Origin of the sequence: Streptomyces sp. NPDC053048, assembly GCF_044547045.1 — a bacterium.
Taxonomy (GTDB): Bacteria; Actinomycetota; Actinomycetes; order Streptomycetales; family Streptomycetaceae; genus Streptomyces.
In genome coordinates, this window is record NZ_JBITZS010000006.1 from 168,839 (window position 1) to 194,981 (window position 26,143).

General features: G+C 73.3%; 22 protein-coding genes. 7 read left to right on the plus strand and 15 right to left on the minus strand.

The features are described 5' to 3' along the window. Positions 1 to 81: 81 nt before the first annotated feature. The 11 genes from ACIG36_RS17425 to ACIG36_RS17475 form a co-directional block, all read right to left on the minus strand. Positions 82 to 1,884 carry an ABC-F family ATP-binding cassette domain-containing protein gene (locus ACIG36_RS17425; RefSeq protein WP_399928046.1) on the minus strand — a complete coding sequence of 601 codons (1,803 nt, stop codon included), beginning with the start codon at positions 1,882 to 1,884 and terminating at the stop codon, positions 82 to 84. A gap of 96 nt (positions 1,885 to 1,980) precedes the next feature. Beyond that, positions 1,981 to 2,880, minus strand: coding sequence for a 4-(cytidine 5'-diphospho)-2-C-methyl-D-erythritol kinase (locus ACIG36_RS17430; protein ID WP_399928049.1), 900 nt, complete (start codon positions 2,878 to 2,880; stop codon positions 1,981 to 1,983). Next, positions 2,877 to 3,758 carry a 16S rRNA (adenine(1518)-N(6)/adenine(1519)-N(6))-dimethyltransferase RsmA gene (gene rsmA / locus ACIG36_RS17435; protein WP_399928052.1) on the minus strand — a complete coding sequence of 294 codons (882 nt, stop codon included), beginning with the start codon at positions 3,756 to 3,758 and terminating at the stop codon, positions 2,877 to 2,879. Before rsmA ends, ACIG36_RS17430 begins: the two co-directional genes overlap by 4 nt. Further along, the gene (locus ACIG36_RS17440) at positions 3,755 to 5,287 is read right to left on the minus strand and encodes a ubiquitin-like domain-containing protein (protein ID WP_399928055.1); all 1,533 of its coding nucleotides are present in this window, start codon (positions 5,285 to 5,287) and stop codon (positions 3,755 to 3,757) included. The genes rsmA and ACIG36_RS17440 overlap by 4 nt, the downstream gene beginning before the upstream one ends. Positions 5,288 to 5,380: 93 nt before the next feature. Then, positions 5,381 to 6,244 (minus strand): TatD family hydrolase, encoded by an 864-nt coding sequence (locus ACIG36_RS17445; protein WP_399928058.1) that lies wholly within the window; start codon positions 6,242 to 6,244, stop codon positions 5,381 to 5,383. A gap of 33 nt (positions 6,245 to 6,277) precedes the next feature. Next, positions 6,278 to 6,724 carry a hypothetical protein gene (locus ACIG36_RS17450; RefSeq protein WP_399928060.1) on the minus strand — a complete coding sequence of 149 codons (447 nt, stop codon included), beginning with the start codon at positions 6,722 to 6,724 and terminating at the stop codon, positions 6,278 to 6,280. A gap of 181 nt (positions 6,725 to 6,905) precedes the next feature. After that, positions 6,906 to 7,766: a 16S rRNA (cytidine(1402)-2'-O)-methyltransferase gene (rsmI, locus tag ACIG36_RS17455; protein ID WP_399928063.1), complete on the minus strand. Its 861-nt coding sequence runs from the start codon at positions 7,764 to 7,766 to the stop codon at positions 6,906 to 6,908. A gap of 39 nt (positions 7,767 to 7,805) precedes the next feature. Continuing rightward, the gene (locus ACIG36_RS17460; RefSeq protein ID WP_399928066.1) at positions 7,806 to 8,288 is read right to left on the minus strand and encodes a DUF6299 family protein; all 483 of its coding nucleotides are present in this window, start codon (positions 8,286 to 8,288) and stop codon (positions 7,806 to 7,808) included. A 113-nt stretch (positions 8,289 to 8,401) separates the two neighbouring features. After that, positions 8,402 to 9,253, minus strand: a complete 852-nt coding sequence (locus tag ACIG36_RS17465) for an EamA family transporter (RefSeq protein ID WP_399928068.1) — start codon at positions 9,251 to 9,253, stop codon at positions 8,402 to 8,404. A gap of 4 nt (positions 9,254 to 9,257) precedes the next feature. Further along, positions 9,258 to 10,880, minus strand: coding sequence for a penicillin-binding transpeptidase domain-containing protein (locus ACIG36_RS17470; RefSeq protein ID WP_399928071.1), 1,623 nt, complete (start codon positions 10,878 to 10,880; stop codon positions 9,258 to 9,260). 111 nt (positions 10,881 to 10,991) lie between these two features. Beyond that, entirely contained in the window at positions 10,992 to 12,764 is a 1,773-nt protein-coding gene (locus ACIG36_RS17475; protein WP_399928074.1) for a dolichyl-phosphate-mannose--protein mannosyltransferase, read from the minus strand. 220 nt (positions 12,765 to 12,984) lie between these two features. Here ACIG36_RS17475 and ACIG36_RS17480 point away from each other — a divergent pair, with 220 nt between their 5' ends. Beyond that, a complete protein-coding gene (locus ACIG36_RS17480) occupies positions 12,985 to 14,181 on the plus strand; it encodes a MarP family serine protease (protein ID WP_399928077.1) in 1,197 nt (398 codons plus the stop codon). Here ACIG36_RS17480 and ACIG36_RS17485 read toward each other — a convergent pair. Then, positions 14,178 to 15,353, minus strand: a complete 1,176-nt coding sequence (locus ACIG36_RS17485) for a DUF1524 domain-containing protein (protein WP_399928079.1) — start codon at positions 15,351 to 15,353, stop codon at positions 14,178 to 14,180. The genes ACIG36_RS17480 and ACIG36_RS17485 overlap by 4 nt on opposite strands. 142 nt (positions 15,354 to 15,495) lie before the next feature. Continuing rightward, positions 15,496 to 17,529 (minus strand): DHA2 family efflux MFS transporter permease subunit, encoded by a 2,034-nt coding sequence (locus tag ACIG36_RS17490; protein WP_399928082.1) that lies wholly within the window; start codon positions 17,527 to 17,529, stop codon positions 15,496 to 15,498. A 199-nt stretch (positions 17,530 to 17,728) separates the two neighbouring features. Here ACIG36_RS17490 and ACIG36_RS17495 point away from each other — a divergent pair, with 199 nt between their 5' ends. The 6 genes from ACIG36_RS17495 to ACIG36_RS17520 all read left to right on the plus strand — a co-directional run bounded on the left by ACIG36_RS17495 (position 17,729) and on the right by ACIG36_RS17520 (position 23,084). Beyond that, entirely contained in the window at positions 17,729 to 18,820 is a 1,092-nt protein-coding gene (locus ACIG36_RS17495; protein ID WP_399928084.1) for an energy-coupling factor ABC transporter permease, read from the plus strand. 1 nt (position 18,821) lies between these two features. Further along, complete coding sequence (gene cbiQ, locus ACIG36_RS17500) at positions 18,822 to 19,586, plus strand: cobalt ECF transporter T component CbiQ (RefSeq protein ID WP_399928087.1); 765 nt, start codon at positions 18,822 to 18,824, stop codon at positions 19,584 to 19,586. Further along, positions 19,583 to 20,332, plus strand: coding sequence for an energy-coupling factor ABC transporter ATP-binding protein (locus tag ACIG36_RS17505; protein ID WP_399928089.1), 750 nt, complete (start codon positions 19,583 to 19,585; stop codon positions 20,330 to 20,332). Before cbiQ ends, ACIG36_RS17505 begins: the two co-directional genes overlap by 4 nt. Positions 20,333 to 20,415: 83 nt before the next feature. Further along, positions 20,416 to 21,591, plus strand: a complete 1,176-nt coding sequence (locus ACIG36_RS17510; RefSeq protein ID WP_399928092.1) for a serine hydrolase domain-containing protein — start codon at positions 20,416 to 20,418, stop codon at positions 21,589 to 21,591. A gap of 10 nt (positions 21,592 to 21,601) precedes the next feature. After that, a complete protein-coding gene (locus ACIG36_RS17515; protein WP_399928094.1) occupies positions 21,602 to 22,408 on the plus strand; it encodes an SDR family NAD(P)-dependent oxidoreductase in 807 nt (268 codons plus the stop codon). A gap of 127 nt (positions 22,409 to 22,535) precedes the next feature. After that, a complete protein-coding gene (locus ACIG36_RS17520; protein ID WP_399928097.1) occupies positions 22,536 to 23,084 on the plus strand; it encodes a hypothetical protein in 549 nt (182 codons plus the stop codon). 112 nt (positions 23,085 to 23,196) lie between these two features. Here ACIG36_RS17520 and ACIG36_RS17525 read toward each other — a convergent pair whose 3' ends face one another. Together ACIG36_RS17525 and ACIG36_RS17530 are read right to left on the minus strand one after the other, a co-directional pair. Next, positions 23,197 to 25,422, minus strand: a complete 2,226-nt coding sequence (locus ACIG36_RS17525) for an MMPL family transporter (protein ID WP_399928100.1) — start codon at positions 25,420 to 25,422, stop codon at positions 23,197 to 23,199. A 114-nt stretch (positions 25,423 to 25,536) separates the two neighbouring features. Then, the gene (locus tag ACIG36_RS17530; RefSeq protein WP_399928103.1) at positions 25,537 to 26,136 is read right to left on the minus strand and encodes a TetR/AcrR family transcriptional regulator; all 600 of its coding nucleotides are present in this window, start codon (positions 26,134 to 26,136) and stop codon (positions 25,537 to 25,539) included. Positions 26,137 to 26,143: the final 7 nt, after the last annotated feature.

Below are 26,143 nucleotides of genomic sequence, written 5' to 3' on the forward strand. Positions count from 1 at the left end.
CCACCACCTGAGACCGGCCCGTGACGAGACTGTTGCGCGCCCGCGGGAGCCCTCGTCACGCCGTGCGCCCCTCGGCAGCGCTCAGGCGTCGTCGGCCAGTTCGAGCCAGCGCAGCTCCAGCTCGTCGCGCTCACCGGCCAGTTCGCGCAGCTCGGCGTCCAGCTTGGCGACGGCCTCGAAGTCGGTGGCCTGCTCGGCGATGCGCTCGTGGAGCTTGGCCTCCTGCTCGCTGATGCGGTCCAGGCGGCGCTCGATCTTCTGCAGTTCCTTCTTGGCCGCGCGGGCGTCGGCGGCGGGCTTGGCCTTGACGGCCGCGGGGGCTGCGGCGGGAACGGCGGCCGCCGCCTCCATCACCCGCTGACGCCGCTCCAGGTACTCGTCCAGGCCGCGCGGAAGCATCCGCAGCGCCCGGTCGCCGAGCAGCGCGAACACCCGGTCGGTGGTGCGCTCGACGAAGTACCGGTCGTGGCTGATGACGACCATCGAGCCGGGCCAGCCGTCGAGGAGGTCCTCCAGCTGGGTCAGCGTCTCGATGTCGAGGTCGTTGGTCGGCTCGTCCAGGAAGAGCACGTTGGGCTCGTCCATCAGCAGCCGCAGGATCTGCAGGCGCCGCCGCTCACCGCCGGAGAGGTCGCCGACCGGCGTCCACTGCTTCTCCTTGGTGAAGCCGAACTTCTCGCACAGCTGGCCCGCCGTCATCTCCCGGCCCTTGCCGAGGTCCACGCGGTCGCGGACCTGCTGCACGGCCTCGAGGACCCGCTTGGTGGGGTCGAGTTCGGCGACCTCCTGCGAGAGGTAGGCGAGCTTGACGGTCTTGCCGACGACGACCTTGCCGCCCGCGGGCTGCTTCTCGCCCTCGGTGGCGGCGGCCTCGGCGAGGGTGCGCAGCAGCGAGGTCTTGCCCGCGCCGTTGACGCCGACGAGGCCGACGCGGTCGCCCGGACCCAGCTGCCAGGTCAGGTGCTCGATGAGGGCCTTGGGGCCGGCCTGGACGGTGACGTTCTCCAGGTCGAAGACCGTCCTCCCCAGCCGCGAGGTGGCGAACTTCATCAGCTCGGAGCTGTCGCGCGGCGGCGGCACGTCGGCGATGAGCTCGTTGGCGGCCTCGATGCGGAAGCGCGGCTTACTGGTGCGGGCGGGGGCGCCGCGGCGCAGCCAGGCGAGCTCCTTGCGCATCAGGTTCTGCCGCTTGGCCTCCTCGGTGGCGGCGATCCGCTCGCGCTCGGCGCGGGCGAAGACGTAGTCGCTGTAGCCGCCCTCGTACTCGTGGACGGTGCCGCGCTGCACGTCCCACATGCGGGTGCAGACCTGGTCGAGGAACCACCGGTCGTGGGTGACGCACACCAGCGCCGAGCGGCGGGCCTGCAGGTGGCGGGCGAGCCAGGAGATGCCCTCGACGTCGAGGTGGTTGGTGGGCTCGTCGAGGACGATCAGGTCCTGGTCGGCGATCAGCAGCTTGGCGAGGGCGATGCGGCGGCGCTCGCCGCCGGAGAGCGGGCCGATGACGGTGTCGAGCCCCTGCGGGAAGGCCGGCAGGTCCAGGCCGCCGAACAGGCCCGTCAGGACGTCGCGGATCTTGGCGTTGCCCGCCCACTCGTGGTCGGCCATGTCACCGATGACCTCGTGCCGCACGGTGGCGGCCGGGTCGAGCGAGTCGTGCTGGGTGAGCACGCCGAGGCGCACGTGGCCGGCGTGGGTGACGCGGCCCTTGTCGGCCTCCTCGAGCTTGGCGAGGATGCGGATCAGGGTGGTCTTGCCGTCGCCGTTGCGGCCGACCACACCGATCCGGTCGCCCTCGTTCACGCCGAGGGAGATGCCGTCGAGCAGTGCACGGGTGCCGTACACCTTGTCGACGGCTTCCAGATTGACGAGGTTGGCTGCCATGTCGCTGCCGCTCCTAGCTTCGTGGGACTCTCCCCAGGATCCCACGGTCCGCCGGCGCCCCGGACCCCGGTCGGGGAGGGCGGTGCCGGGGCGGGCTCAGATCACGGTGGCGCCCGCCACCGGGCCGGAGGTCTCGCGCACCGCGCGGCAGGTGCCGGAGGCGCGCAGGGCGTCGGCCACCTTGCGGGCGGCCGCCTCGTCCTCGACGAGGAAGGCCGTCGTCGGGCCCGAGCCGGAGACCATCGCGGCCAGCGCCCCGGCCTCGGTGCCGGCGGCCAGCGTCGCGGCGAGCGAGGGGCGCAGGGAGACGGCGGCCTCCTGCAGGTCGTTGCCGACCGCGGCGGCCAGGGCCGCCACGTCGCCGGCGCGCAGCGCGGCCAGCAGGGCGGAGGAGGGCTCCGGGTCGGGGACGGCCGCGGTGCCGCGCAGGCGGTCGCACTCGGCGTAGACGGCGGGCGTGGACAGGCCGCCGTCGGCGACGGCGAAGACCCAGTGGAAGGTGCCGCCGGTCTCCAGGGGCGTCAGCAGCTCGCCGCGGCCGCGCCCGAGGGCGGCGCCGCCGACGAGGCTGAACGGCACGTCGCTGCCCAGCTCCGCGCAGATCTCCAGCATCTCCTCGCGGGAGGCGCCGGTGCCCCACAGGGCGTCGCAGGCCACGAGCGCGGCGGCGCCGTCGGCGCTGCCACCCGCCATGCCGCCCGCGACGGGGATGTTCTTGTCGATGTGGATGTGGACGTTCGCCTCGCGTCCGTGGCGCTTCGCCAGGGCGAGGGCGGCACGTGCGGCGAGGTTGCCCGCGTCGAGCGGCACCTGGCCGGCGTCCGGGCCCTCGCAGGTGACGCGCAGCGCGTCGGCGGGGCGCACGGTGACCTCGTCGAAGAGCCCGACGGCCAGGAAGACGTTGGCCAGGTCGTGGAAGCCGTCGGACCGCACCGGGCCGACGGCGAGCTGGACGTTGACCTTGGCCGGTACGCGGACCGTGACGGAGGCGGTCACCGGGTGGCGCCCTTCTGCTCGGCGATGGCGGCGAATTCGTGGACGGTCAGGGCCTCGCCGCGGGCCTGCGGCGAGATGCCGGCGGCGACCAGCGCGGCCTCGGCGGCCGCGGCGGAGCCCGCCCAGCCGGCCAGTGCCGCGCGCAGCGTCTTGCGGCGCTGGGCGAAGGCGGCGTCGACGACGGCGAAGACCTCGGCCTTGGTGGCGGTCGTCTCGATCGGCTTGTCGCGGCGGACCAGGGAGACGAGGCCGGAGTCGACGTTGGGGGCGGGCCAGAAGACGTTGCGGCCGATCGCGCCGGCCCGCTTGACCTCGGCGTACCAGTTGGCCTTGACGGACGGCACGCCGTAGACCTTGTTGCCGGGGGCGGCGGCGAGCCGGTCGGCGACCTCGGCCTGCACCATGACCAGGGTGCGCTCGATGCTGGGGAATTGGTCCAGCATGTGCAGCAGGACGGGCACGGCGACGTTGTAGGGCAGGTTGGCGACGAGCGCGGTGGGTGCCGGGCCGGGCAGTTCGGTGACGTGCATGGCGTCGCTGTGCACCAGCGCGAAGCGGTCGGCGCGCGCGGGCAGGCGCTTCTCGACCGTGCCGGGCAGCGCGGCGGCGAGCACGTCGTCGATCTCGACCGCGGTGACCCGGTCGGCGGCCTCCAGCAGGGCCAGGGTCAGCGACCCCAGGCCGGGGCCGACCTCGACGACGACGTCGTCGGGCCGTACCTCGGCGGTGCGGACGATGCGCCGGACCGTGTTGGCGTCGATCACGAAGTTCTGGCCGCGCTGCTTGGTGGGGCGTACCCCGAGGGCGGTCGCCAGTTCGCGGATGTCGGCCGGGCCGAGGAGGGCGCCGGAATCGTCTGTGCTGGGGCTGGAGCTCACCCGTGAAGTTTACGGCCGCACACGGGCCACGGGCTCGCCCCCCGGCTGACGTACAGCTTCTTGGCCCGGTAGGTCTGCTCGGCGGCCGAGGCGTCCTGGGGGCGGCCGCTGCCGCCCAGGGAGTGCCAGGTGCGGACGTCGAACTGGTACAGCCCGCCGTAGGTGCCGGAGGGGTCGACGGCGTGGGACCGGCCGCCGGCCTCGCACTGGGCGAGCCCGGACCAGTTGAGCCCGTCCGCGCCCTGCACCGAGGTGGGCCGGGCCTTGGTGCCGACCTTGACGATCTGGGTGCGGGGCTGTCTGACGGTCTCCGAGGAGATCTTCTTGGGTTTCTGCCTGACGCCGTTGACGGTCCGCAGGGCGTAGGTGACGCGCTCGACGCCCTTCTCGCCGTGCTGGGCGACGACCTCGGTGCCCTTGTAGAGCGAGGGGTCCTCGCGGCGCTCGGTGGCGTAGTCGATGGGCTCCTCGCGGACCTCCTCGCCGCCGGTGATGCGCATGACGGAGATGGTCTGGCCCTCGCGGGGGAAGCTCTCGGGGTCGACGGAGGTGGTGTCCTGGCCGTGCAGGGTGATGCCGGCGGCCTCGACGGCCTCGCGGACGGTGGCGGCGTTGGTCCGCACGGTGCGCTCGCGCCCGTCGGCCATGAAGGTGACGGTGCGCTCGGTGCGCACGTCCAGGTCCAGGCCGTGGCGGCCGATGGGCGCGGAGCGGGAGGCGGAGAGGTAGGCGCCCTCGGCGCGCACGCCGAGCTGGCGCAGGGCGCCGTCGACGGTGCGGGCGGTGGTCCACACCTCGCGGCGCTCGCCGTCGAGGGTCAGGGCGACCGGGCGCCCGTAGCGGACGATGACGCGGTCGCCGGAGGCCAGGTCGTGGTGGGGGCCGGGGGCGACGATGTCGTGCTCGCCGACCGTCATGCCCTGGTCGGCGAGGAGTTCCTCGACGTCGCCGGCGAAGGTGTGCAGGGTGCGGGGCTTGCCGTCGACGCTGAGCTGGACGGCCTTGTCGCTGGCGATGAACGCGGAGGTGCCGCCGGCGAGGAAGGCGACGACGAGGGCCTGCGGCAGCAGCCGGCGCAGCGGCTCGGGCGACCGTTCGCGGGGCTTCTCGCGGGCGCGCTCGCGACTGCCGGAGCGCTTGCGGCGCTCGCCCGCGGCGGCCCTGCGGGCGGCGGCGCGGCCGCCGGTGGGCGGCTCGTCCTCCGGTTCGGGGTCGGGCAGCGCGATGTCGACCGCGTAGGGGTTGCGGGCGGGAAGGCCGTACGGGTCCGGGACGGGGTCGGCCGGGGCCGGGACGTACGGGGCGGCGCCGTGGAGGGCGTCCGGCTCCGCGTAGGCGGGCGGGGCCTGCCGGGGGAGCCGGTGCTGCCCGAAGGGCTCGTACGCGTCGTACGGCGCGTACGGCGGCGGGCAGGCCTCGTACGGCCCGTACCGCGTTCCGTACGGATCGTGCGGCGCGTACGGGTCGTACGGCGGCGCTTCCGTCGCGGCGCGGGGTGCAGCGTGGGGGCTGCCCTGTGCATGACTCACGACACTCCACTGGTCCGGCTAGGCCCGGGACTGTAGCGGAGCCGCCATCACCCTCCAAAGTCGCATAGTCACACGGTGTCGCGATTTCGGGGGTCAGTATCCGAAGGCGCGTGCGGTATTGGCCGCGACTGCCGTGGCCAGCGCGTTCTCGTCGACGCCCTTCGTTTCGGCCATCGCGCGCAACGTGACCGGAATGAGGTAGGGCGCGTTGGGCCGTCCGCGATACGGCGCGGGGGTCAGGAAGGGCGCGTCGGTCTCGACGAGGATCAGGTCGAGGGGGGCGACGGCGAGGGCGTCGCGCAGGTGCTGCGCGTTCTTGAAGGTGACGTTCCCGGCGAAGGACATGTAGTAGCCGTTGGCCGCGCAGACCTTGGCCATCTCCGCGTCGCCCGAGTAGCAGTGGAAGACGACGACCTCGGGCGCGCCCTCCTCCTCCAGGACCCGCAGGACGTCGTCATGGGCGTCGCGATCGTGAATGACCAGGGCCTTGCCGTGGCGCTTGGCGATGTCGATGTGGCGCCGGAAGGAGTACTCCTGGGCGGCCATGCCCTCGGGGCCGGTGCGGAAGTAGTCCAGGCCGGTCTCGCCGACCCCCTTGACCTGCGGCAGCCCGGCGAGGCGGTCGATCTCGGCGAGGGCGGCGTCCAGGGCCGCCTGCCCGCCCGGCTCGCGGGCGCCCTGGCGGGACCAGCCGTCGGGGTCGCCGTGGACGATGCGGGGGGCCTCGTTGGGGTGCAGGGCCACGGTCGCCCAGACGGCGTCGTGCGCGGCGGCCGTCCCGGCCGCCCAGCGGGAGCCCGCCAGGTCGCAGCCGACCTGGATCACCGTGGTCACCCCGACGGACGCGGCCTTGGCCAGGGCCTCCTCCACCGTGGCGTCCTGCATGTCCAGGTGGGTGTGGGAGTCGGCCACGGGCACGTTCAGCGGTGCCGGGAGCGGCGGGGGAGCGTCCTTCATGGACGCGATTCTAGGGAGCGCCCGGGGGGCGGCTCACTTGCGGTGGAAGTGGAAGGGCTTGAACAGATCCGACAGGTGCCAGTGGCCCTCGCGCGGCTCGTGGGAGCCGCCGTTCTGCAGGGGGCCCGTCGTCGCCTGGGGCACGACGTCGGGCCGGGGCAGGTGCAGGGCGTCGGCGATCACGGCCACCTGCCCGGGACGCATGATGCGCACCACGTGCTCGCCGCAGTTCTCGCAGGTCGGGCGGGTCAGCGGGGACGGCACCCGCTTGCCGTCGGCGTGGTAGGTCACGAAGGGCTCGCCCTTGGCGTCGACGTGGTGCCGTATCTCGTACGACTGCTCCCACGCGTGGGCGCAGCGCATGCAGGTGAAGGCATAGGACTCGTGGGCCGTGCCGGGGGCTTCCGCGGCCCGCTCGGCGACGGGGCGCGTGAGCCCGGCGGCTTGGGCTCCGCTGGAGGCTCCTGCGGTCTCGCTCATGGCAGCTCCTCTTGTCCGCTGGACAAGTCTCTCGGGGATCGGACGTCCCCCAACCAGGGAACGCCCTTCCCCTCGACGGCGCAGCAGCCTGACCCACGAATTGGGACAAACTTGGCGACTCCATGCCCTGCGGCGTTGGCTGCCATGCCCAAGCTTTTGCTTTGAGGATCAGCCCTTTACTTTACGGTCTATCCCCTTGCGCGGCATTTTTTGCGGCGACGACCGCGTCGAACACCTCGCGCTTGGGCAGGCCCGCCTCCGCCGCCACGGCCGCGATGGCCTCCTTGCGGCGCTCGCCCGCCTCCTCGCGCACCCGCACCCGGCGGACCAGCTCGGCGGGGTCCAGCTCGGCGGGGCCGCGCTCGGGGGCGCCCTCGACGACAATGGTGATCTCGCCGCGCACGCCCTCGGCCGCCCACTCTGCGAGCTCCTTGAGGGGGCCGCGCCGGACCTCCTCGTAGGTCTTGGTCAGCTCCCGGCACACCGCGGCCCGGCGGTCCGCGCCGAACGCCTCGGCCATCGCGGCGAGCGTGTCGTCGAGGCGGTGGGGCGCCTCGAAGTAGACGAGGGTGCGCCGCTCGTCCGCCACCTCGCGCAGCCGGCCGAGCCGTTCGCCGGCCTTGCGGGGCAGGAAGCCCTCGAAGCAGAACCGGTCCACCGGCAGGCCCGAGACGGCCAGCGCCGTCAGCACCGCCGAGGGCCCCGGCACGGCCGTGACCTTCACGCCCCGCTCGACGGCCGCGGCCACCAGCCGGTAGCCGGGGTCGGAGACCGAGGGCATCCCGGCGTCGGTGACCAGCAGCACGCGGGCGCCGCCCGTCAGGGCCTCGACCAGCTCGGGCGTACGGGCCGACTCGTTGCCCTCGAAGTAGGAGACCACCCGGCCGGTGGTGTGCACCCCCAGGGCCTGGGTGAGCCGGCGCAGCCGACGGGTGTCCTCGGCGGCGATCACCTCGGCCGCGGCCAGCTCTGCGGCCAGCCGCGGGGGCGCGTCGGCGACGTCACCGATGGGGGTTCCTGCGAGTACGAGCGTTCCAGTCACGCCTCCATCCTCGCAGGGTCACGCGCGCGTGGAGCCCGCCTACCGTCCGGGGACGAGCGTGACGTCGCGCTCGGAGGCGACGGCGAGGAAGTGCGGCAGCGGGATCCCGCTCTTGTCCTTCTTGAACTGCATCAGCGTGCCGTCGGCGCGCGCGGGGCCCGGCCGGTAGCGCGTGCGGTAGGGCAGGGCCGAGTTGCGCCACCGGTGTTCCTTGCCGTCGCAGGCCGCGACGGAGCCGCCGATTCCGTGGGTGATGCCGCCCTGGCGGATGTTGCTGCCAACGTAGACGGTGCCGGCGGGCTGGGCCACCACGGTGCAGCGGTAGGTGCCGGTGAGGGTGATGGTGCCGTCCGGGGCGAGGCGGGCGGTGCGGTCGATGGTGAAGGTGTTGGGCGGCCGCTCGGGCGGCGCGGCAGCGGCGGCCTCCGGGGTGCTGCCGGTGGCGGCGGAGGTGACGATCAGGGTGGCCGCGCCGGTGGCGATGCCGAGCGCCTCACGGACGCGCGCCTGACGGATGTACATGGAATCGGTATCCCTCCATATGGCACGAAATGCCAGGGATACCCGATCCGGTCGCCGCGGTGGCCGAACCTCACCCGTGCGGCGGCGCGTCAGCGGGGAGGAATGACGACCTGTCAGCCGACGTGGAGCATCAGGCCGATGCCGACGACCATCACGCCCGCCGCCACGATCCTCGGCCCGCCGAACCGCTCCTTCAGGAAAAGCGTGCCGATCGCCGCGCCCGCCAGGATCGACGACTCGCGCAGCGCCGCCACCGGGGCGAGCGCCGCCCGGGTCTGCGCCCACAGCACCAGCCCGTAGGCGAGGACCGACAGCAGCCCGCCCAGCAGACCGCGCACCGCGAACGGGCGGATCTCCGCCAGGAAGCGGCCGCGCCGCGTGGCCACGGCGTACGCGGGGATCGCCAGGCCCTCCAGGATCATCAGCCAGGCGATGTAGCCGAGCGGGGAACCGGAGGCCCGTACGCCCAGGCCGTCGACGACCGTGTACGCGGCGATGGCGAGCCCCGTGGCGAGGGCCGCCCCGATCGCCGCCCAGTGCGGCCGGGTGCCCGAGCCGCGGATGCCCCACAGCGCGAGCCCGACCAGGCCCGCCGAGGCCACGGCGACGCCCGCCAGTTGCCGCCCGTCGGCGAGCTCGCCGGCGAAGACCGCGGCCAGGGCGGTGACCGCCAGCGGCGCGGTGCCGCGCGCGATCGGGTACATCTGCCCGAAGTCGCCGAGCGTGAACGAGCGCATCAGCAGGGCCTGGTAGACCACGTGCAGCACGGCGGAGCCGGCCAGGTACGGCCAGGCGCCGCCGGCGGGCGACGGGACGAACGGCAGCATCGCCAGCCCGCAGAGCGCGCCCCCGCCGCCCACCAGGGTGAAGGCGAGGAGCTGGTCCTTGATGCCGTGCGCGATGGCGTTCCAGGCGGCGTGGGTCAGCGCGGCGAGGAGCACCGCGACGGCGACGAGCGGACTCACGCGGTCATCCCGCGCGCAGGACCGCCGCGACCAGCGGGCCGGCCGAGTCGCCGCCGTGCCCGCCGCGCGGGACGACGGCGGCCGCGGCGACGTCGCCGCGGTAGGCGGTGAACCACCCGTTGGGCGCGGCCTGGTTGTCGACCTCGGCCGAGCCGGTCTTGGCGCCGATGTCCCCGCCGAGCCCGGACATCGCCTTGGCGCCCGTCCCGGAGACGGCCGTCAGCCGCATCATCGAGCGCAGGTCCTTGGCGACGGACGGCGACAGCGAGCGGGAGGCCTTGGCGAGCTGCCGGTCGTCCAGGGACGGGTCCACCAGGTAGGGCTGGCGGAACGATCCACTGCGCACGGTGGCGGCCACCGAGGCCATGTTGAGCGGGCTCATCTGCACCCGGCCCTGGCCGATCAGCGCGGCGGCCTTGCCGGCGCCGCTGTCGGTGGGCACCTTGCCGTCGAAGGCGCCGACGCCCACCTTCCAGTCGAGCCCGAGGCCGAAGACGTCGCGCGCGTGGCCGGCGAGGGCGGCGTCGTCGATCCGCCCGGCGAGCGAGATGAAGGCGGTGTTGCAGGAGGCGGCGAAGTCCTGGGCGAAGGTGGCCTTGGGGTTCTCGCTGTCCTCCACGTTGTGGAAGGTCATGCCGTACGTGGCCGTCTTGGGGCACGGCAGCGGCTTGCCCGGTGCGGCCTTGCCCTGCTCGAGGAGCATGGCGGCGGTGACGACCTTCATCGTGGAGCCGGGGGCGGTCTGCCCGTTGAGCGCCGGGTTGAACTCGGTCTTCTGGGCGTTGGCGACCGCCAGGATCTCTCCGGTGCTGGGCTTGACGGCGACGACGGAGGCGTCGGTGTGCCGGCCGACGGCCGACTCGGCGGCGCGCTGCGCGGCGGCGCTGAGGGTGGTGCGCAGCTTGGCGGGCTTGCCCTGGGAGACGGTGTGCAGCGTCCGGGGAGCGGTGCCCGCCGGGGCTCCGGGAGCCTCCGCCCGCACCTCGACGGCCGGCTCGCCGCCGGTCTTCTCGCCGAACCGCTTGCGCAGTTCGGGCAGGAGGTGGGTCAGCGAGGGGTAGGCCTTGGGGTCGAGCTCGCCGCCGTCGCGGTCGGTGACGGTGACGGGCGGCGCCCCGGTGGCGGCGGTGCGCAGGCTCTGGCCGGGCGCGAGATCGGGGTGGACGACGGCCGGCTGCCAGCCGACGAGCGGGCGTCCGGTGCCGCGGCCCCGGACGACGGACAGCGCGCTGTCGTACGTCCAGGTGGAGCGCTGCTTGCCGAGGACCACCTCGGCGGTGACGGAGTAGGGCACCTTGGTGCCGCTGGCCGCGCCCTGCTTGAAGGTCACCTTCTCGACGTGCGCGGTCTCGCGGTAGCCGGCCAGGGCGGTGCCGGCCGCCTGGGCGTCGTCGGTCAGGTCCGCGGCCTTGGCGGTGTCACCCGCGGACCAGGCGGCGAGGAAGTCGCGGGCGGTTCTCTCGGTCTCGCCCGCCGTCGGTGGCCCGGTCGGGGCCGCCTTGGTCCGGCCACCGCCCGGACCGCCGCCCTCCGCGACGGCGTCCACCAGGTTGTAGGCCCCCAGTCCGGCCGCCCCCACCACCGCGACGGTCACGCCGCCGATGGCGATCTTCGCGCCAGTGCGCATATGCCATCCCTCCCCCAGGTTCGGATCACTTGATCAAAACCAGGACCGACTGTACGGGACGGGAGGGACAACAGCGTCCGAGATGGCCGGAATGAGACGGGAGTGATCCGGCTAGATCCAGGTGTCGAACCACATCCGGTTCCGCCACGCGTCGAGCGGGATCGCCTGGCCGGTGTAGATCGGGAAGAAGTAGACGAAGTTCCAGGCGATGAGGAGGACCAGCGTTCCTGCGCCGACCGCGCCCAGCACCCGGCGCCGCTCCGAGGACCCGGGCGGCCCCAGGATCGCGCCGATCATCATGGCCACCGCCAGGCACAGGAACGGCACGAAGACGACCGCGTAGAAGACGAAAATCGTCCGCTCCTGGTACATGAACCACGGCAGGTAGCCGGCCGCCACCGCGCACAGCACCGCGCCCGCCCGCCAGTCGCGCCGCAGGGCCCACCGGTACAGCAGGTACACCAGGGCGAAGCAGGCGGCCCACCACAGCAGCGGCGTGCCCAGGGCGAGCACCTCGCGGGCGCACTTGTCGGCCGCGTCCGCCGGGCAGCCGTCCCGGCCGGGCGAGGGGGACTCGTAGAAGTAGGACACCGGCCGGGACTGGACCAGCCAGCTCCAGGGGTTGGACTGGTAGGTGTGCGGCGAGGTGAGGTTGGTGTTGAAGTCCCACACCTGCTGCTCGTAGTGCCACAGGCTGCGCAGCGGGTTGAGGACGCCGGCCAGGAAGCCGTCCGGGCTGTAGCCGCCCTCGGTCTCCGCCCAGTGCCGGTAGTAGCCGCTCTTCTGCCAGCCGGTCGTCTCGCTGTAGGTGCCGCTGTTGGCGAACCAGCCCGTCCAGGAGGCCAGGTAGACCGCCAGCGACACCGGGACGATCGAGACGAACGCCCACGGCACGTCCCGCCGCAGCACCGAGCGCCAGGGCCGCCGGGCCCCGGCCACGCGCCGCGAGCCCACGTCCCACACCACCACCAGCAGCCCGAACGCCGCGATATAGACGGCCCCGTTCCACTTGGTGGCGAAGGCCAGCCCCAGGCACACGCCCGCGGCCAGCCGCCAGGGCCGCCACCCCAGCCGCAGACGGTCCCCGACGTCGGCGTCCGGCCGCGCCTCCGGGTCGTCCGGCAGGGCGGCCGCCAGGCGCGCCCGCGCCTTGTCGCGGTCCACCAGCAGGCAGCCGAAGGCCGCCAGCACGAAGAACATCAGCACCGAGTCCAGCAGTGCCGTGCGGCTCATCACGAAGTGCAGGCCGTCCACGGCCAGCAGCGCGCCCGCCAGGCAGCCCAGGAAGGTCGACCGGAACAGCCGCCGGCCGATGCGGCAGAGCATCAGCACGGACAGGGTGCCCAGCACCGCCACCATGAAGCGCCAGCCGTAGGGGTTCATCCCGTGCAGCCACTCGCCGATGCCGATGACCCACTTGCCGACGGGCGGGTGCACGACGTAGCCGATGACGTCGGGGACGTCGGTGTGACCGGCGATGATCCGGTCGTTGATGTCCTTGTCCTTGCCCCAGTCGGCCTCGTAGCCGTTCTTCAGCAGGGCCCAGGCGTCCTTGGCGTAGTACGTCTCGTCGAATATGACCGCCTTGGGGCTGCCCAGGTGCCAGAACCGCATCAGCCCGGCGAACAGCGCCACCAGCAGCGGCCCGGCCCAGCCCATGGACCGGGCGAGCACCCGTGCCGCCGCCGGCCCCGCGCCCATCGCCGCCCACAGCCGCGTCCCGGGTTCGGCGTACGGCGGCACCAGCCGCTCGCGCACGCCGGGCACTGCCGTCGCGTGACGGGGGCCCGCGTAGCCGAAACGGCGGAGTCTGCGCTGCCACGGGGGCGGCTGCTCGTCCGTCGTAGGGCCCTGCCGGCCGTGCGTCGCGGTGTCACTGGTCACCGCGCCATCGTAGGGAACGAGCCTGTGGGAGTCCCGGGGGCGCCGCGCGGTCCGGTGCCGGGCGGCGCACCGACGGTCACCGGATCGCGAAGCGGCCTCTCCGTGGCGTACGCCATGAATTCGCCATGAATGGGAACCGTGGACGTTCGTACACGCGTTTTTACAGGTCCACGGCTGTGGGCGCGATCGGGGGGCGCGTGCTTGAGGAAAGGGCTCCGCGTTGAACCTGATCGATCTGCTGCTGATGCTGGTCGTCGTCGGCTACGCCGTCTCCGGCTACCGGCGGGGGCTGGTGGCCAGTGCCGTGCTGCTGGCCGGCTTCCTGGGCGGGGCGGTGCTCGGCGTCTGGGCGCTGCCGTACGCCCTGCGGCCCTTCGAGGCCGGGACGGTGACCGCCGCGGTCGTCGCCGTGCTGGTGGTGCTGCTGCCGGCCGCTGCGGGCCACGCCCTGGCCGCGCGGCTCGCCTGGCGGCTGCGCTCGCGCCTGACGTGGGCGCCGGTGCGGGGCGTCGACGGGGTGGGCGGCGCGGCGGCGGGCTCGCTGGCCGTGCTGCTGGTGGGCTGGGTGGCCGCGAGCGTGCTGGTCTCGGCGAACTCCACACTCCTCACTCGGGAGATCAAGGAGTCGGCGGTGCTGGGGGCGGTCCAGAAGTCGATGCCCGAGCAGGCGCCCACCTGGTTCAGCCGCACCACCGACGCGCTGGCGGGAGCGGGCTTCCCGCAGGTCTTCAACCCCTTCGAGAGCGAGCCCGCCACGAGCGTGGCCAAGCCGTCGGGCGACGCCGTCACCCCCGCCGCGACCCAGGCGGCGCGCACGAGCGTGGTCAAGGTCGAGGGCGTGGCGGACGTCGGCGGCGGCCGGCGCGGCCAGGAGGGCAGCGGCTTCGTCTTCTCCCACGAGCACGTGATGACCAACGCGCACGTGGTGGCCGGCGTCGACGACCCGACCGTCAAGATCGGCGGCGTCGGGCGGGCCTACCGCGCGAAGGTGGTGCTCTTCGACCCCAGGACGGACGTGGCCGTCCTCGACGTGCCGGGCCTGCCCGCGCCGGTGCTGCCCTTCGACAAGAGCGCCGAGCGCGGCGACGCGGCCGTCGTCGCGGGCTTCCCCGAGAACGGCGGGCTGGACCTGCGGGCCGCCACGGTCGCCAACGAGGTGCGCGCCAAGGGCCAGGACATCTACGGCGACGGCATCACCACCCGCGAGGTCTACTCGGTGCGCTCCACCGTCCGTCCCGGCAACTCCGGCGGCCCGCTGCTGACCACCTCCGGCAAGGTCTACGGCGTGGTCTTCGCCCGCTCCACCGCGGACGCGGAGACCGGCTACGTCCTGACGGCCGACCAGGTCGCGTCCGCCGCGCGACAGGCGGCGGACGCGACCGCACCCGTGAGTACGGGGAGCCGGGCGGCTCTCTAGCCGCGCGGCTCCGAGGCTCCCGGCGGCCGGCCGGTCGGCGCCTCGGCGCACTTCTCCAGGACCTGCTCGAGCTTGAACTTCTCCGCCTTGGTGACGCTCAGCCCGTAGTAGTCCTTCACCGCGATCCACGCCTTGCTGTAGGGGCACTGGGCGCCATCGTGCGGCAGCCACTGGTCGGGGCCCTTGTCGCCCTTGCGGCGGTTGCTCCAGGTGGACACCACGATCAGCTGGGGGGTGGCGGTCAGGTCGTTGGCGAACTCCATGCGCTTCTCGGCCGACCAGTCGCTCGCCCCGGAACCCCACGCGTGCCGCAGCGGCACGATGTGGTCGACGTCGAGGTGCGTCGGATCGGCCATGGTCCTGTCGTCGTACTCGCTGTGCCACTGGCCGCCGGTGACCCGGCACTTGCCCTCGCGCGTCACCGGCACCAGGGACTGCTGCCTGAGGGCGAGGTCACGGGTGCTGCACCGGAGCTTGCCGTGCGGGACCCAGCAGGCGGAGCCGAAGTGCTTGCGGGCGTAGCCCTTGCTGTTGAGGGGCTTGACGTCCAGTTCGTCCAGCATGCGCAGGGCGTCGTCGCGGTCCGGGATGTTGTTGGGCCACTTGTGCGGCAGGCTGCCGTGCCGCGCGGACGCGGCCGCCGGGGACTTGGGGGGCATGCTCTCCGGGGCCTTGGGGTGGGTGCCTTCCGGCGCCTTGGGGTGGGCGGCCTCCGGGGCCTTGGGGTGGGTTCCTTCCGGGGCCTTGGGGTGAGCCTCCGGCGCCTTGGGTTGGGTGGCTTCCGGTCCCTTGGGGTGCGCGGCCTCCGGGGCCTTGGGGTGCGTTCCTTCCGGCGTCTTGGGGTGTCCGCCCGCCGGGGCGTGGGGGCGGGTGCCGTCCGGGGCGTGGGGGCGGGGGCCCTCCGGGGGGCCGGCGGGGTTGCTCTTCGGGGGCTCGGTCTTGGGGGGCAGCGTATAGACGTCACCCTCGTGGGACGCCGGGCCCTCGCAGTCGACTTCCTCGTAGTCCGCCGGCTGGCCGCCTGAGCGGTGCCGGGCGTGGTCCGGCCCCGGCGGGGGCGCGGCATGGGCGGCGGTGCCTGGAATCGCCGCCAGCAGCAGGGCGCCGGCGGTGACGGCGGGCGCCAGGAACGGCCGACGGTACCGGCGTGCGGATATCTCCTGCGATCGCATGGGTTCTCCTTCGGTGAATCATGCCAATGCAGCTCCTTGAGGAGTTCACCGAAGTACGGACATCACACTCTTTGCCGGACTTGTTCACTCGACCGGCCGTGTGCCGCCGTGCGAGGAGCTCGCCGAGGAGACCACGGGCTCGTCACACGCCCGTCCGTTCGCGCGCGTGCTCGTCCTCCTCCAGCAGGCGGGCCGCCAGGCTGTCGAGGGCGCGGTCCATGCGGGCGCGGTCCCGGGGGTCGGTGATGTCCCAGTCGTCGAGGCGCTCGGCCAGCCAGGCGCGCCAGGCCGCGCCCAGCCGGTCGAGCTCCGCCTCACCGGCGGGGGTCAGCCGCAGCCGGTCGCCGTCCACGCGCGCGTACCCGGACCGCTCGGCGCGGGCGAAGGCCGGCTCGAGGACCTCCGGCGGCATCCGGTGGGCCGCCGCCACCGACGACAGGCTCGCCTCGCCGCGTACCCGCAGCCGCCAGTGGATCTGGCCGAGCGTCCACGCCTCGACCGGGTCGAGCGGACTGCCGGACGCCTCGAGGACCTGCCGGCTGACCGGTCCGTCCTTCTCCCGGCGCATGACGCCCGCCACCGCCCGTTCCAGCTGCCGGTCGGCCTCGGCGGAGTCCGGCGCGGCGAACGCCTCGCCCATGTCGGAGGCCCCGGCCCGCGCACTGTCGCGCAGCGGCACCTCCTTGAGGAACCACGCCACCACGAAGCCCAGCAGCGCGACCGGCACCACCCACCGGAAGACGTAGTCGATGGTGGCCGCGTAGGCGTCGATGACGGGCGCCGCCTGCTGTTCCGTCAGCTGCCGCAGGCCCTGGGGGCTGAGCACGGCCTGGACGGGCACCACGCCGGGCGCGCGGTCGAGGGCGTCGAGCAGGTTGGGTTCGAGCCGGCCGCTGTAGAGGGTGCCGAAGACGGCCGTGCCGAAGGAGCTGCCGAGGGTGCGGAAGAAGGTGACGCCGGAGGTGGCGGTGCCCAGCTCCGCGTAGGCCACCGTGTTCTGCACGGCGATCGTCAGCACCTGCATGGCCAGGCCGATGCCGAGCCCGAGGACGAGCATGTACAGCGACTCCAGCCACACGCCCGTCGACCGGCCCATCGTCGACATCAGGTACAGGCCCAGGGCCGTGACGGCCATCCCGGCGATGGGGAAGACGCGGTAGCGGCCGGTGCGGCTGACGACCGTGCCGGAGAGCATCGAGGTGCCCAGCAGCCCGGCGATCATCGGCAGCGTCCGCACACCCGACATGGTGGCGGAGACCCCGTCGACGTACTGCAGATAGGTCGGCAGATAGGTCAGCGCGCCGAGCATCGCGAAGCCGACGATGAAGCTGAGGACGGAGCAGACGGTGAAGACGGGGTTGCGGAAGAGGTGCATGGGGAGCATGGGCTCCTGGGCGCGCAGCTCCACGAAGACGAACGCGGTCAGCAGCGCCACCGCCCCCGCGAACAGCCCGATGATCACCGCCGAGTCCCAGGCGTACTCGGTGCCGCCCCACTCCAGCCCCAGCACCAGCCCGGAGGAGCCGAGCGCCACCAGCACGATGCCCGCGTAGTCGACGACGGGCCGGACCGCCGAGCGGACGACCGGGATCGTCCGGGCCGCCATGGCGACCATCACGATCGCGACGGGGACGTTGACGTAGAAGCACCAGCGCCAGGTGGCGTGGTCGGTGAAGACGCCGCCGAGCGTCGGCCCGACGACCGTGGTCACGCCGAAGACCGCGCCGAGCGCGCCCTGGTACTTGCCGCGCTCGCGCAGCGGGATGACGTCGGCGATCAGCGCCATGGCCGTCACCATCAGCCCGCCCCCGCCGACGCCCTGCACGGCACGGGCGGCGATCAGCATGAGCATGGAGTTGGCCGCGCCCGCGAAGACCGAGCCGCCGACGAAGACCACCGCACTGATCTGGAAGATCACCTTCCGGCCGAACAGGTCGCCGAACCTGCCGACCAGGACCGTCGAGACCGTCTCCGCGAGCAGATAGGCCGTCACCACCCAGGCCATGTGCCCGCCGCCGCCGAGATCCGCGACGATCGTCGGCAGCGCGGTCGAGACGATCGTCTGGTCCAGCGCGGCCAGCAGCATGCCGAGCACGATCGTGACGAAGACGAGGTTGGTGCGGCGGCGGCTGAGAGCGGGCGGGGCCTGTGGGGCGGGCGCGGTGGCCGTGGTCATCGTGACGTACCTCCCGTGCCCAGCATTTGGGGAGTTGTCCCGCCTCGCCACCTCTGGCGGGCGTGGGGCTGAGCGAGGGGCGCGCAGTCGCATGCCACACGCTCTTGCCACTCGTTCGCAGGCCGCCCCTATCATCGAGCGGTTCGTCGGGCGGTCAACGACCGGACCACCTTGCCGAGCGAACGGACGGAGCTCCGCCATGCACGTACCCGACGGGTTCATCGACGCGCCGGTGTCCCTCGCGGCGGGGGCCGTCGCCGCCACCTCCGTCGCCGTCGCCCTGCGAGGCGCCCGCAGAGAACATGGGGGTACCTCCCATGCGTCCAGCTATGGGGGAGACAGGACGGCCCCGCTCGCCGGGCTGGTGGCGGCCTTCGTCTTCGCCGTGCAGATGCTGAACTTCCCCGTCGCGGCCGGCACGAGCGGGCATCTGCTGGGCGGGGCGCTGGCGGCGATACTCGTGGGCCCCTGGACCGGGGTCCTCTGTATATCCGTGGTGCTGCTGATGCAGGGCGTGCTCTTCGCGGACGGCGGGCTGACGGCGCTCGGCGTGAACATCAGCGTCATGGCGGTCGTCACGACGGTCGTCGCCTACGCGATCTTCCGGCCGCTGGTGAAGCTGCTGCCGCGCCGGCGCCCCTCGGTCACCGCCGCCGCGTTCGTGGCCGCGCTGGTGTCCGTCCCCGCGGCGGCCGCGGCCTTCACGCTGCTGTACGCGCTGGGCGGCACCACCGACGTGCCGGTCGGCACCGTGTTCACGGCCATGGTCGGCGTGCACACCCTCATCGGCCTCGGCGAGGCGGCGATCACCGCGCTGACGGTGGGCGCGGTGATCGCCGTACGCCCCGACCTGGTGTACGGCGCCCAGGGCCTGGCCAGGCCGCTGGAGCTGCGCACGCCCGAGGGTGCGGTGATCGAGCCGGTCGTCTCCACGGCCGCCCCGCGCTCGGCCCGCCGGATCGGGGCCGTCGGCCTCGTCGCGGCCCTCGCGCTCGCCGGCTTCGTCAGCTACTACGCCTCCACCAGCCCCGACGGCCTGGAGAAGGTCGCCCACGACAAGGGCATCGACAGCAAGGCCGAGGACCACGCGGCCAAGGACTCGCCCCTGGCGGACTACCAGGTCGAGGACGTCGGCGACGAGCGGATCTCGGGCGGGCTCGCCGGGGTGATCGGCGTCGGGGCGACGCTGGCGGTGGGCACCGGCGTGTTCGTCGTCGTCCGCCGACGCCGCGCGGCGGAGGCGTCGCGAGCCTCGTCGGCCTCGTCCGGCTCGTCCGCCGAGACCGCCTGAGATGGGAGCGGGCCACGCGCACCGGCTCTACCTGGCCGCGCGCTCCCCCGTGCACGACCTGCCGCCCCACTGCAAGATCGCCGCCGTCTTCTGCTTCGTCCTCGTCGTGGTGTCCACCCCGCGCGAGGCGCTGTGGGCCTTCGGCCTGTACGCGCTGCTGCTGGCGCTGGTGGCGGGCGCGGCCCGCGTCCCGGCCGGGCTCGTGCTGCGGCGGCTGCTGATCGAGGTGCCGTTCGTGGCGTTCGCGCTGCTGATGCCGTTCGTGGCCCGGGGCGAGCGGGTGGACGTCCTCGGGCTGTCGCTCAGCGAGCCGGGCCTGTGGGGCGCCTGGAACATCCTCGCCAAGGGGACGCTGGGCGTGGCCGCGTCCGTGCTGCTGGCCTCGACGACCGAGCTGCGCGCGCTGCTGCTGGGGCTGCAGCGCCTGCGGATGCCACAACAGCTGGTGCAGATCGCATCCTTCATGCTCCGCTACGGCGATGTGATCACCGACGAGATGCGGCGCATGCGCGTCGCCCGCGCATCCCGCGGCTTCACCGCGCGCGGGGTGCGGCACTGGAGGGTGCTGGCCACGTCCGCGGGGGCGCTGTTCATCCGCTCGTACGAGCGCGGGGAACGCGTGCACCTGGCGATGGTCAGCCGGGGCTACACGGGGGCCATGCCCGTGATCGACGAGGTGACGGCGACGCGTGCGCAGTGGGCGTACGCGGCCGCACTGCCGCTGGCCGCGCTGGCGGTCCGCCTGACCGGATGGATGCTGACATGACCCCTTCCCTCGAGGTGTCGGGGCTGGCCTTCGCCTACCCCGACGGCCACCAGGCCCTCTTCGGCGTGGACCTGACCGTCGGGCGCGGCGAGCGCGTCGCCCTGCTCGGCCCCAACGGCGCCGGCAAGACCACGCTCGTGCTGCACCTCAACGGCATCCTGGGCGGTGGCGCGGGCTCGGTGCGGGTGGCGGGGCTGCCGGTGGAGAAGCGGAACCTCGCCGAGGTCCGGCGCCGGGTCGGCATCGTCTTCCAGGACCCCGACGACCAGCTGTTCATGCCCACCGTGCGCGAGGACGTCGCCTTCGGCCCGGCGACGGCCGGGCTGCGCGGGCCCGAGCTGGCGGCGTGCGTGGAGCGGGCGCTGGCGAGGGTCGGCATGTCCGCCTTCGCGGACCGGCCCCCGCACCACCTCTCCTTCGGGCAGCGGCGGCGGGTGGCGGTGGCCACGGTCCTGGCCATGGAGCCGGAGATCCTCGTCCTCGACGAGCCGTCCTCCAACCTCGACCCCGCCTCGCGCCGCGAGCTCGCCGACGTCCTGCGCTCGCTGGACGTCACTGTGCTGATGGTCACGCACGACCTGCCCTACGCGCTGGAGCTGTGCGAACGGTCGGTGGTGCTCAGCGGCGGCGTCATCGCGGCGGACGGCCCCACGCGGGAGCTGCTGTGCGACGAGGAGCTGATGCGCGCGCACCGGCTGGAGCTGCCGTTCGGCTTCGATCCGCGCTCGGTGACCGTGCGCGGGTGACCCCCTGGTCGGGAGCACTGCCGATCGCGTTGCACCATGGTGGGTGGATTTGCAGTGATCGGCACGAGCGGGAGCGGACAACAGTGGTGGACGTCCAGGGCACGGTGGCGGACGGTTTCGAACCGGTCCGGGACGCCTTCGCGGACAACTTCGCGCGGCGCGGCGAGCGTGGCGCGGCGGTGGCCGTCTACCGGGACGGGCGCAAGGTCGCCGACCTGTGGGGCGGGCTGCGCGACGCGGACGGCGGCGAGGAGCCGTGGCAGCGCGGCACCGCCCAGGTCGTCCGCTCCGCCACCAAGGGCGTGGCGGCGGCTGTCCTGCTGCTGCTCCACCAGCGCGGGCAGGTCGACCTGGACGCGCCGGTCGGCACGTACTGGCCGGAGTTCAAGGCGAACGGCAAGGAGCGCGTGCTGGTACGGCACCTGCTGGCGCACCGGGCCGGGCTGCCCGTCCTGGACACCCCGCTCACCCCGGCCGAGGCGATCGACGGCGTCAGCGGCCCGCGTGCCGTGGCGGCGCAGGCGCCGGCGTGGGAGCCGGGCACGGACCACGGCTACCACGCGCAGACCTACAGCTGGCTGCTCGGCGAGCTGGTGCGGCGGGTGACCGGGCGGAGCATCGGCGAGTGGGTGGCCGAGGAGATATCGGGGCCGCTGGGCCTGGACCTGTGGCTGGGCCTGCCGGAGGCGGAGCGGGGCCGGGTGGGCCGCATAGCGGACATCGAGGCGCCGGTGCCGGCGGCGTCGGCGGGCCTGCGGGTGCGCCCGAAGGCGTCCGTCACGGACGCCTACCGCGACCCGGCGTCGCTCACCCGGCGCGCCTTCGCCGCGATCGAGCCGCTCGCCGACGAGAACGACCCCGCCTACCGCGCCGCCGAGCTCCCCGCCTCGGCGGGCATCGCCACGGCGGACGCGCTGGCCCGCTTCTACGCCTCGCTCATCGGCGTCGTGGACGGCGGCCGCCGTCTCTTCGCGCCCGCGACGCTGACCATGGCCCGCACGGAGGAGTCGGCGGGCCCGGACCGCGTCCTGGTGGTGGGCACCCGCTTCGGACTGGGCTACATGCTGCACGGCCCGTCCTCCCCGCTGCTGGCCCCCGGCTCGTTCGGCCACCCCGGCCGCGGCGGCTCGCTGGCCTTCGCGGACCCGGAGGCGGGGATCGCGTTCGGGTACGTCACCAACGGCATGCAGAAGAACGTGACGGCCGATCCGCGCGCGCAGGCGCTGGTCCGGGCGGTTGCCAAGTCCCTGGCGGGGTAGTGCTGGCCGCATGGCGCCGACGAAACGTTTCGAGGGCTGTGCGGTACTGATCACCGGCGCGGGCCGGGGCATCGGCGAGGCGACGGCCCGCAGGCTGGCCGCGGAGGGCGCGGCGGTGCTGCTGACGGACATCGACGGGGAGCGCGCGGCGAAGGCGGCGGCCGCGCTGCGGGCGGAAGGGCTCACCGCCGAGGCGGCGTTGTGCGACGTGGCCGACCGGGAGCAGACCGACGCGGCGGTGGCCACGGCGGTGGACCGCTTCGGCCGTCTCGACGTCCTGGTCAACAACGCCTACTCCTTCCACCAGGACCCGGAGTCGCTGGAGGACGTCCGGGACGAGGACTGGGCCCTGGACCTGGACATCACCCTGACCGGCGCCCTGCGCTGCGCCCGCGCGGCCATGCCCCACCTGGAGGCGGCGGGCGGCCGCGGCTGCGTCGTCAACATCGGCTCCGTCAACGGCGAACAGGACTTCGGCGCCCACGCCTACAGCGCCGCGAAGGCCGGTCTGGCGAGCCTGACCAGGACGCTGGCGGGCCAGTGCGCGGCCCGGGGCGTGCGGGTGAACCTGGTGGCGCCGGGCACGGTCGCCACCCCCGGCTGGGCCGGGCGCGAGGCGTCACTCCAACGAGCGGCGGAACACTACCCGTTGGGGCGCGTGGGGCGCCCGGAGGACATCGCGGCGGCCGTGGCGTTCCTGGCGTCGGAGGACGCCGCGTGGATCACGGGCGTGACGCTGCCGGTGGACGGCGGGATCCTGATCGGCAACGTGGGGCTGCGGGGGGCGCTGCGCGCGGGCCGCCCGAGGACGCCGTGAACGGGGACGCCGTAAGCGGGCGGGACGCCGCGATCACCGCATCAGGTGGTTTACGCATAGAGGGTCGGACCATGGTGCAAGGCGTTAAGCGGAAGGCCATTCATCAGATCTGAGAGGACCCGCTGTCTTGCGCCACCACCTGACCAGGATCCTGTTCGGCACGCTGGGCGTGTGCGCCATCGCCGTCGGGGGGACCGCCGTCGCGTCCGACACTCCCCCGGTCACCCTCCCGGCACCCGTGACCCCGCCCGCCGCCACGCTGCAGATCCACAAGAGCGTCGACCGCACCACCGCGCACCCCGGTGACACCGTGCGCTACACGGTGACGGTGACCAACAACGGCTCGACCCCGATCGCCGGGGCGAAGCTCAGCGACAACCTCTCGGGCGTCCTGGACGACGCCACGTACAACAACGACGCGACGGCGGACCGCGGTTCGGTCTCGTTCGCCTCCCCCGAGCTGTCGTGGACGGGCGACCTCGCGCCCGGCACCAAGGCCACGGTCGGCTACTCGGTGAAGGTCCACCACGCCGACCCGTCCGCCAAGCAGCACGGCGACCAGCAGCAGCACGGCAACAAGCAGCTCGGCAACAAGGTCACCTCCACCACGGCGGGCAGCAACTGTCCCTCCGACACCACCGATCCGGCCTGCTCGACGAGCACGTCGGTCTCGTAGCGGGGCGCCTCGACAACGCACCGGGGCCCGGGTTCCGCAAGGAACCCGGGCCCCGGCCGTTCACGGCGTCGGCACACGCATCGCCATCCGCATCGGCATCACGCCGAACGCGTCAGACGCCGACCGGCTCGCGCTTCTCGTCCGCGTCGCCGGCCGCGGCACCGGACGGCTCCGGCGTCGTCTCCAGGCGCTTGCGCAGGCCCTCGCCCTCCACGTCCACGTTCGGCAGGACCTTGGCCAGCCAGCCGGGCAGCCACCAGGCGGAGCGGCCCAGCAGCGCCAGCACCGCCGGGACGACGGCCATCCGCACCACGAACGCGTCGAAGAAGACCGCGATCGCCAGGCCGAAGCCGATCATCTTGATCATCTGCTCCGACGAGCCGATGAAGCCCGCGAAGACGCTGATCATGATGACGGCCGCCGCCGTGACGACGCGCGCGCCGTGCCGGAAGCCGGTCACGATGGCCTCGCCCGGCCGCTCGCCGTGCACGAAGGCCTCGCGCATGCGCGTCACCAGGAAGACCTCGTAGTCCATCGCGAGGCCGAAGACGACGCCCACCATGAAGATCGGCATCATGCTCATGATCGGGCCGGTCTCCTCGACCCCGAACAGGTCGCCCAGCCAGCCCCACTGGAAGACCGCGACGACCGCGCCGAGCGCGGCGACGACGGACAGCAGGAAGCCGAGCGCGGCCTTCAGCGGCACCAGCACGGACCGGAAGACGATCATCAGCAGCAGGAAGGCCAGGCCCACGACGAGCGCCAGGTAGGGCAGCAGCGCGTCGTTGAGCTTCTGCGAGACGTCGATGTTCATCGCCGTCGCGCCGGTGACCAGGACCTTCGCGCCCGTGTCGGAGGCGATCGAGCCGCTCTCGCCGCGGATCGCGTGGACCAGGTCCTCGGTCCGGGTGCTGGTGGGCTTGGACTTCGGCACGACCAGCAGAGTGGCCGCGTCACCGGCCTTGTTGAACTGCGCGGGCGTCACCGTCGCCACGTTGTCCAGCTTCGTCAGCCGGTCCTGGACCTGCTGCAGGGCGCCCTTGGCGTCCTTGTTGCCCGCCACATCGGCGACGATCATCAGCGGGCCGTTGAAGCCGGGGCCGAAGCCCTCGGACAGCAGGTCGTAGGCCTTGCGCTGGGTGGTGTTCTTGGAGGCGGCGCCGTCGTCGGGCAGGCCCAGCTCCAGGGAGGCCGCGGGCACGGCGATCGCGCCCAGGCCGATCACACCGGCCGCCAGCACCAGCACCGGGCGGCGCAGCACCAGACGGGCCCAGCGGGTGCCCGCGTTGGGCTTGTCCTCGACGACGGCGTCCGGCTTCGCCTTGCGGACCTTGCGGGCCAGCACCTGCTTGCCCGCGAAGCCCAGCAGCGCCGGGATCAGGGACAGCGCGATGAGGACGGCGATGGTGACCGTGCCGGCCGCGGCCATGCCCATCTTCGTCAGCATGGGGATGTTGACGACGGCGAGGCCGGCCAGCGCGATGACGACCGTCAGGCCCGCGAAGACCACGGCGGAACCGGCGGTGCCCACCGCCCGGCCCGCGGCCTCCTCGCGCTCGCGGCCCTCGGCGAGCTCCGCGCGGTAGCGGGAGACGATGAACAGCGCGTAGTCGATGCCGACGGCGAGGCCGATCATCATGGCGAGCGTCGAGGTGTTGGCGGACAGGTCCAGGACGGGCGCGAGCGCCGCGATCGAGGAGACGCCGATGCCCACGCCGATGATGGCGGTCAGCAGCGGCAGGCCGGCCGCGACCAGCGAGCCGAAGGTGATCAGCAGGACGACCGCCGACACCATGATGCCGATGGCCTCCGAGCCGCCCTCGGGCATCTGCTGCAGGACGCTGCCGCCGACCTCGACGGTCAGCCCGGCGTCGCGCCCGTGCTGGGCGGCGTCCTTGAGGTTCTCGCGCGCGTCCTCGGTCAGCTCGTCGGACTTGACCTTGTATGCGGCGGAGGCGTAGCCGACGGTCTCGTTCTGGTTGACGGCCTTGCCCTGGAACGGGTCGACGGCCGCGGCCACCTGCTCGCCGCGCCGCAGCTCGCCGATGACCTTTTCGACTGCCGCCTTGTTCTTGGCGTCGGTCAGCTTCTGGCCGTCGGGGGCCTTGAAGACGACGCGGGCGGACGCGTTCTGCTCGTTGTTACCGGGGAAACGCTTCTCCAGCAGGTCGAACGCCTGCTGCGCCTCGGTCCCGGGTATGGAGAAGTCGTTGTCGGTGGACTTGGACGCCGTGGCGGCGCCCGCCCCCGCGAGCACCAGCAGCAGCACCCATATGAGGGCGAAGTACCAGCGGCGGCGGTAGGAGAGTCTGCCGAGTTTGTAGAGGAACGTGGCCACGAAGGGTTGTGCTCCCGTCGAGTCGGATCGGTAAGGAACTGGGTACGGGGAACCCCAGCCCGACGACGAGAGCGGCGCGTCAGGTGGAGCCTTGGTGGGGGGCTAATCGAGGATTCATACGCCGAGGGCGGGGAGGATCACGGCGTCGATGTAACGGGCGAGGTACCCGGGGTCCGCGGGCCGGTCCTCGACCAGCGGACGGGCCATGAAGGCCCCCAGCACCATGTGCGCGACATACGGCAGCGCGGGGTTGTCCGGGGCGAGTTCGCCCCGGTCGACCGCGCGGCGCAGCATCGTCTCGAGGCCGGCGATCTCCGGCTCGATCAGCAGTTCGCGCAGCGCCCGGTTGAGGTCGGGGCTGTCGTGGATCGCACGCTGGAGCCCCCGCATGAGGGCGGCGTCCCGTTCCATCCGTTCCCCGTCGGCGTCGCACACCATCGCCTGCAGGTCACCGCGCACCGTCCCGGTGTCGATGTCCGCCAGGCTCACCGGCTTGTCGTGCCGCAGGGCGCTCGCCACCAGCTCCGGCTTGCCCTTCCACTGGCGGTAGAGGGTGGCCTTGCTGGAGTGCGTACGCGCGGCCACGGCGTCCATCGTCAGGGCGTCGTAGCCGACCTCGCGCAGGAGCGCGAGCACCGCTTCGTAGAGCTCGGCCTCGCGCTCGGGCGTCAGCCGGGTGCGGCGGACCGCCGGCTTGGGTGGTTCCGTCGTCATGCCGCAC

Bases quoted from the DNA above. Each gene is read 5' to 3' on its own strand.
- ACIG36_RS17425 (WP_399928046.1), bottom strand. From the start codon at position 1,884: ATGGCAGCCAACCTCGTCAATCTGGAAGCCGTCGACAAGGTGTACGGC.
- ACIG36_RS17445 (WP_399928058.1), bottom strand. From the start codon at position 6,244: ATGAAGGACGCTCCCCCGCCGCTCCCGGCACCGCTGAACGTGCCCGTG.
- ACIG36_RS17450 (WP_399928060.1), bottom strand. From the start codon at position 6,724: ATGAGCGAGACCGCAGGAGCCTCCAGCGGAGCCCAAGCCGCCGGGCTC.
- ACIG36_RS17460 (WP_399928066.1), bottom strand. From the start codon at position 8,288: ATGTACATCCGTCAGGCGCGCGTCCGTGAGGCGCTCGGCATCGCCACC.
- ACIG36_RS17470 (WP_399928071.1), bottom strand. From the start codon at position 10,880: ATGCGCACTGGCGCGAAGATCGCCATCGGCGGCGTGACCGTCGCGGTG.
- ACIG36_RS17485 (WP_399928079.1), bottom strand. From the start codon at position 15,353: ATGCGATCGCAGGAGATATCCGCACGCCGGTACCGTCGGCCGTTCCTG.
- ACIG36_RS17490 (WP_399928082.1), bottom strand. From the start codon at position 17,529: ATGACCACGGCCACCGCGCCCGCCCCACAGGCCCCGCCCGCTCTCAGC.
- ACIG36_RS17495 (WP_399928084.1), top strand. From the start codon at position 17,729: ATGCACGTACCCGACGGGTTCATCGACGCGCCGGTGTCCCTCGCGGCG.
- cbiQ (WP_399928087.1), top strand. From the start codon at position 18,822: ATGGGAGCGGGCCACGCGCACCGGCTCTACCTGGCCGCGCGCTCCCCC.
- ACIG36_RS17505 (WP_399928089.1), top strand. From the start codon at position 19,583: ATGACCCCTTCCCTCGAGGTGTCGGGGCTGGCCTTCGCCTACCCCGAC.
- ACIG36_RS17515 (WP_399928094.1), top strand. From the start codon at position 21,602: ATGGCGCCGACGAAACGTTTCGAGGGCTGTGCGGTACTGATCACCGGC.
- ACIG36_RS17530 (WP_399928103.1), bottom strand. From the start codon at position 26,136: ATGACGACGGAACCACCCAAGCCGGCGGTCCGCCGCACCCGGCTGACG.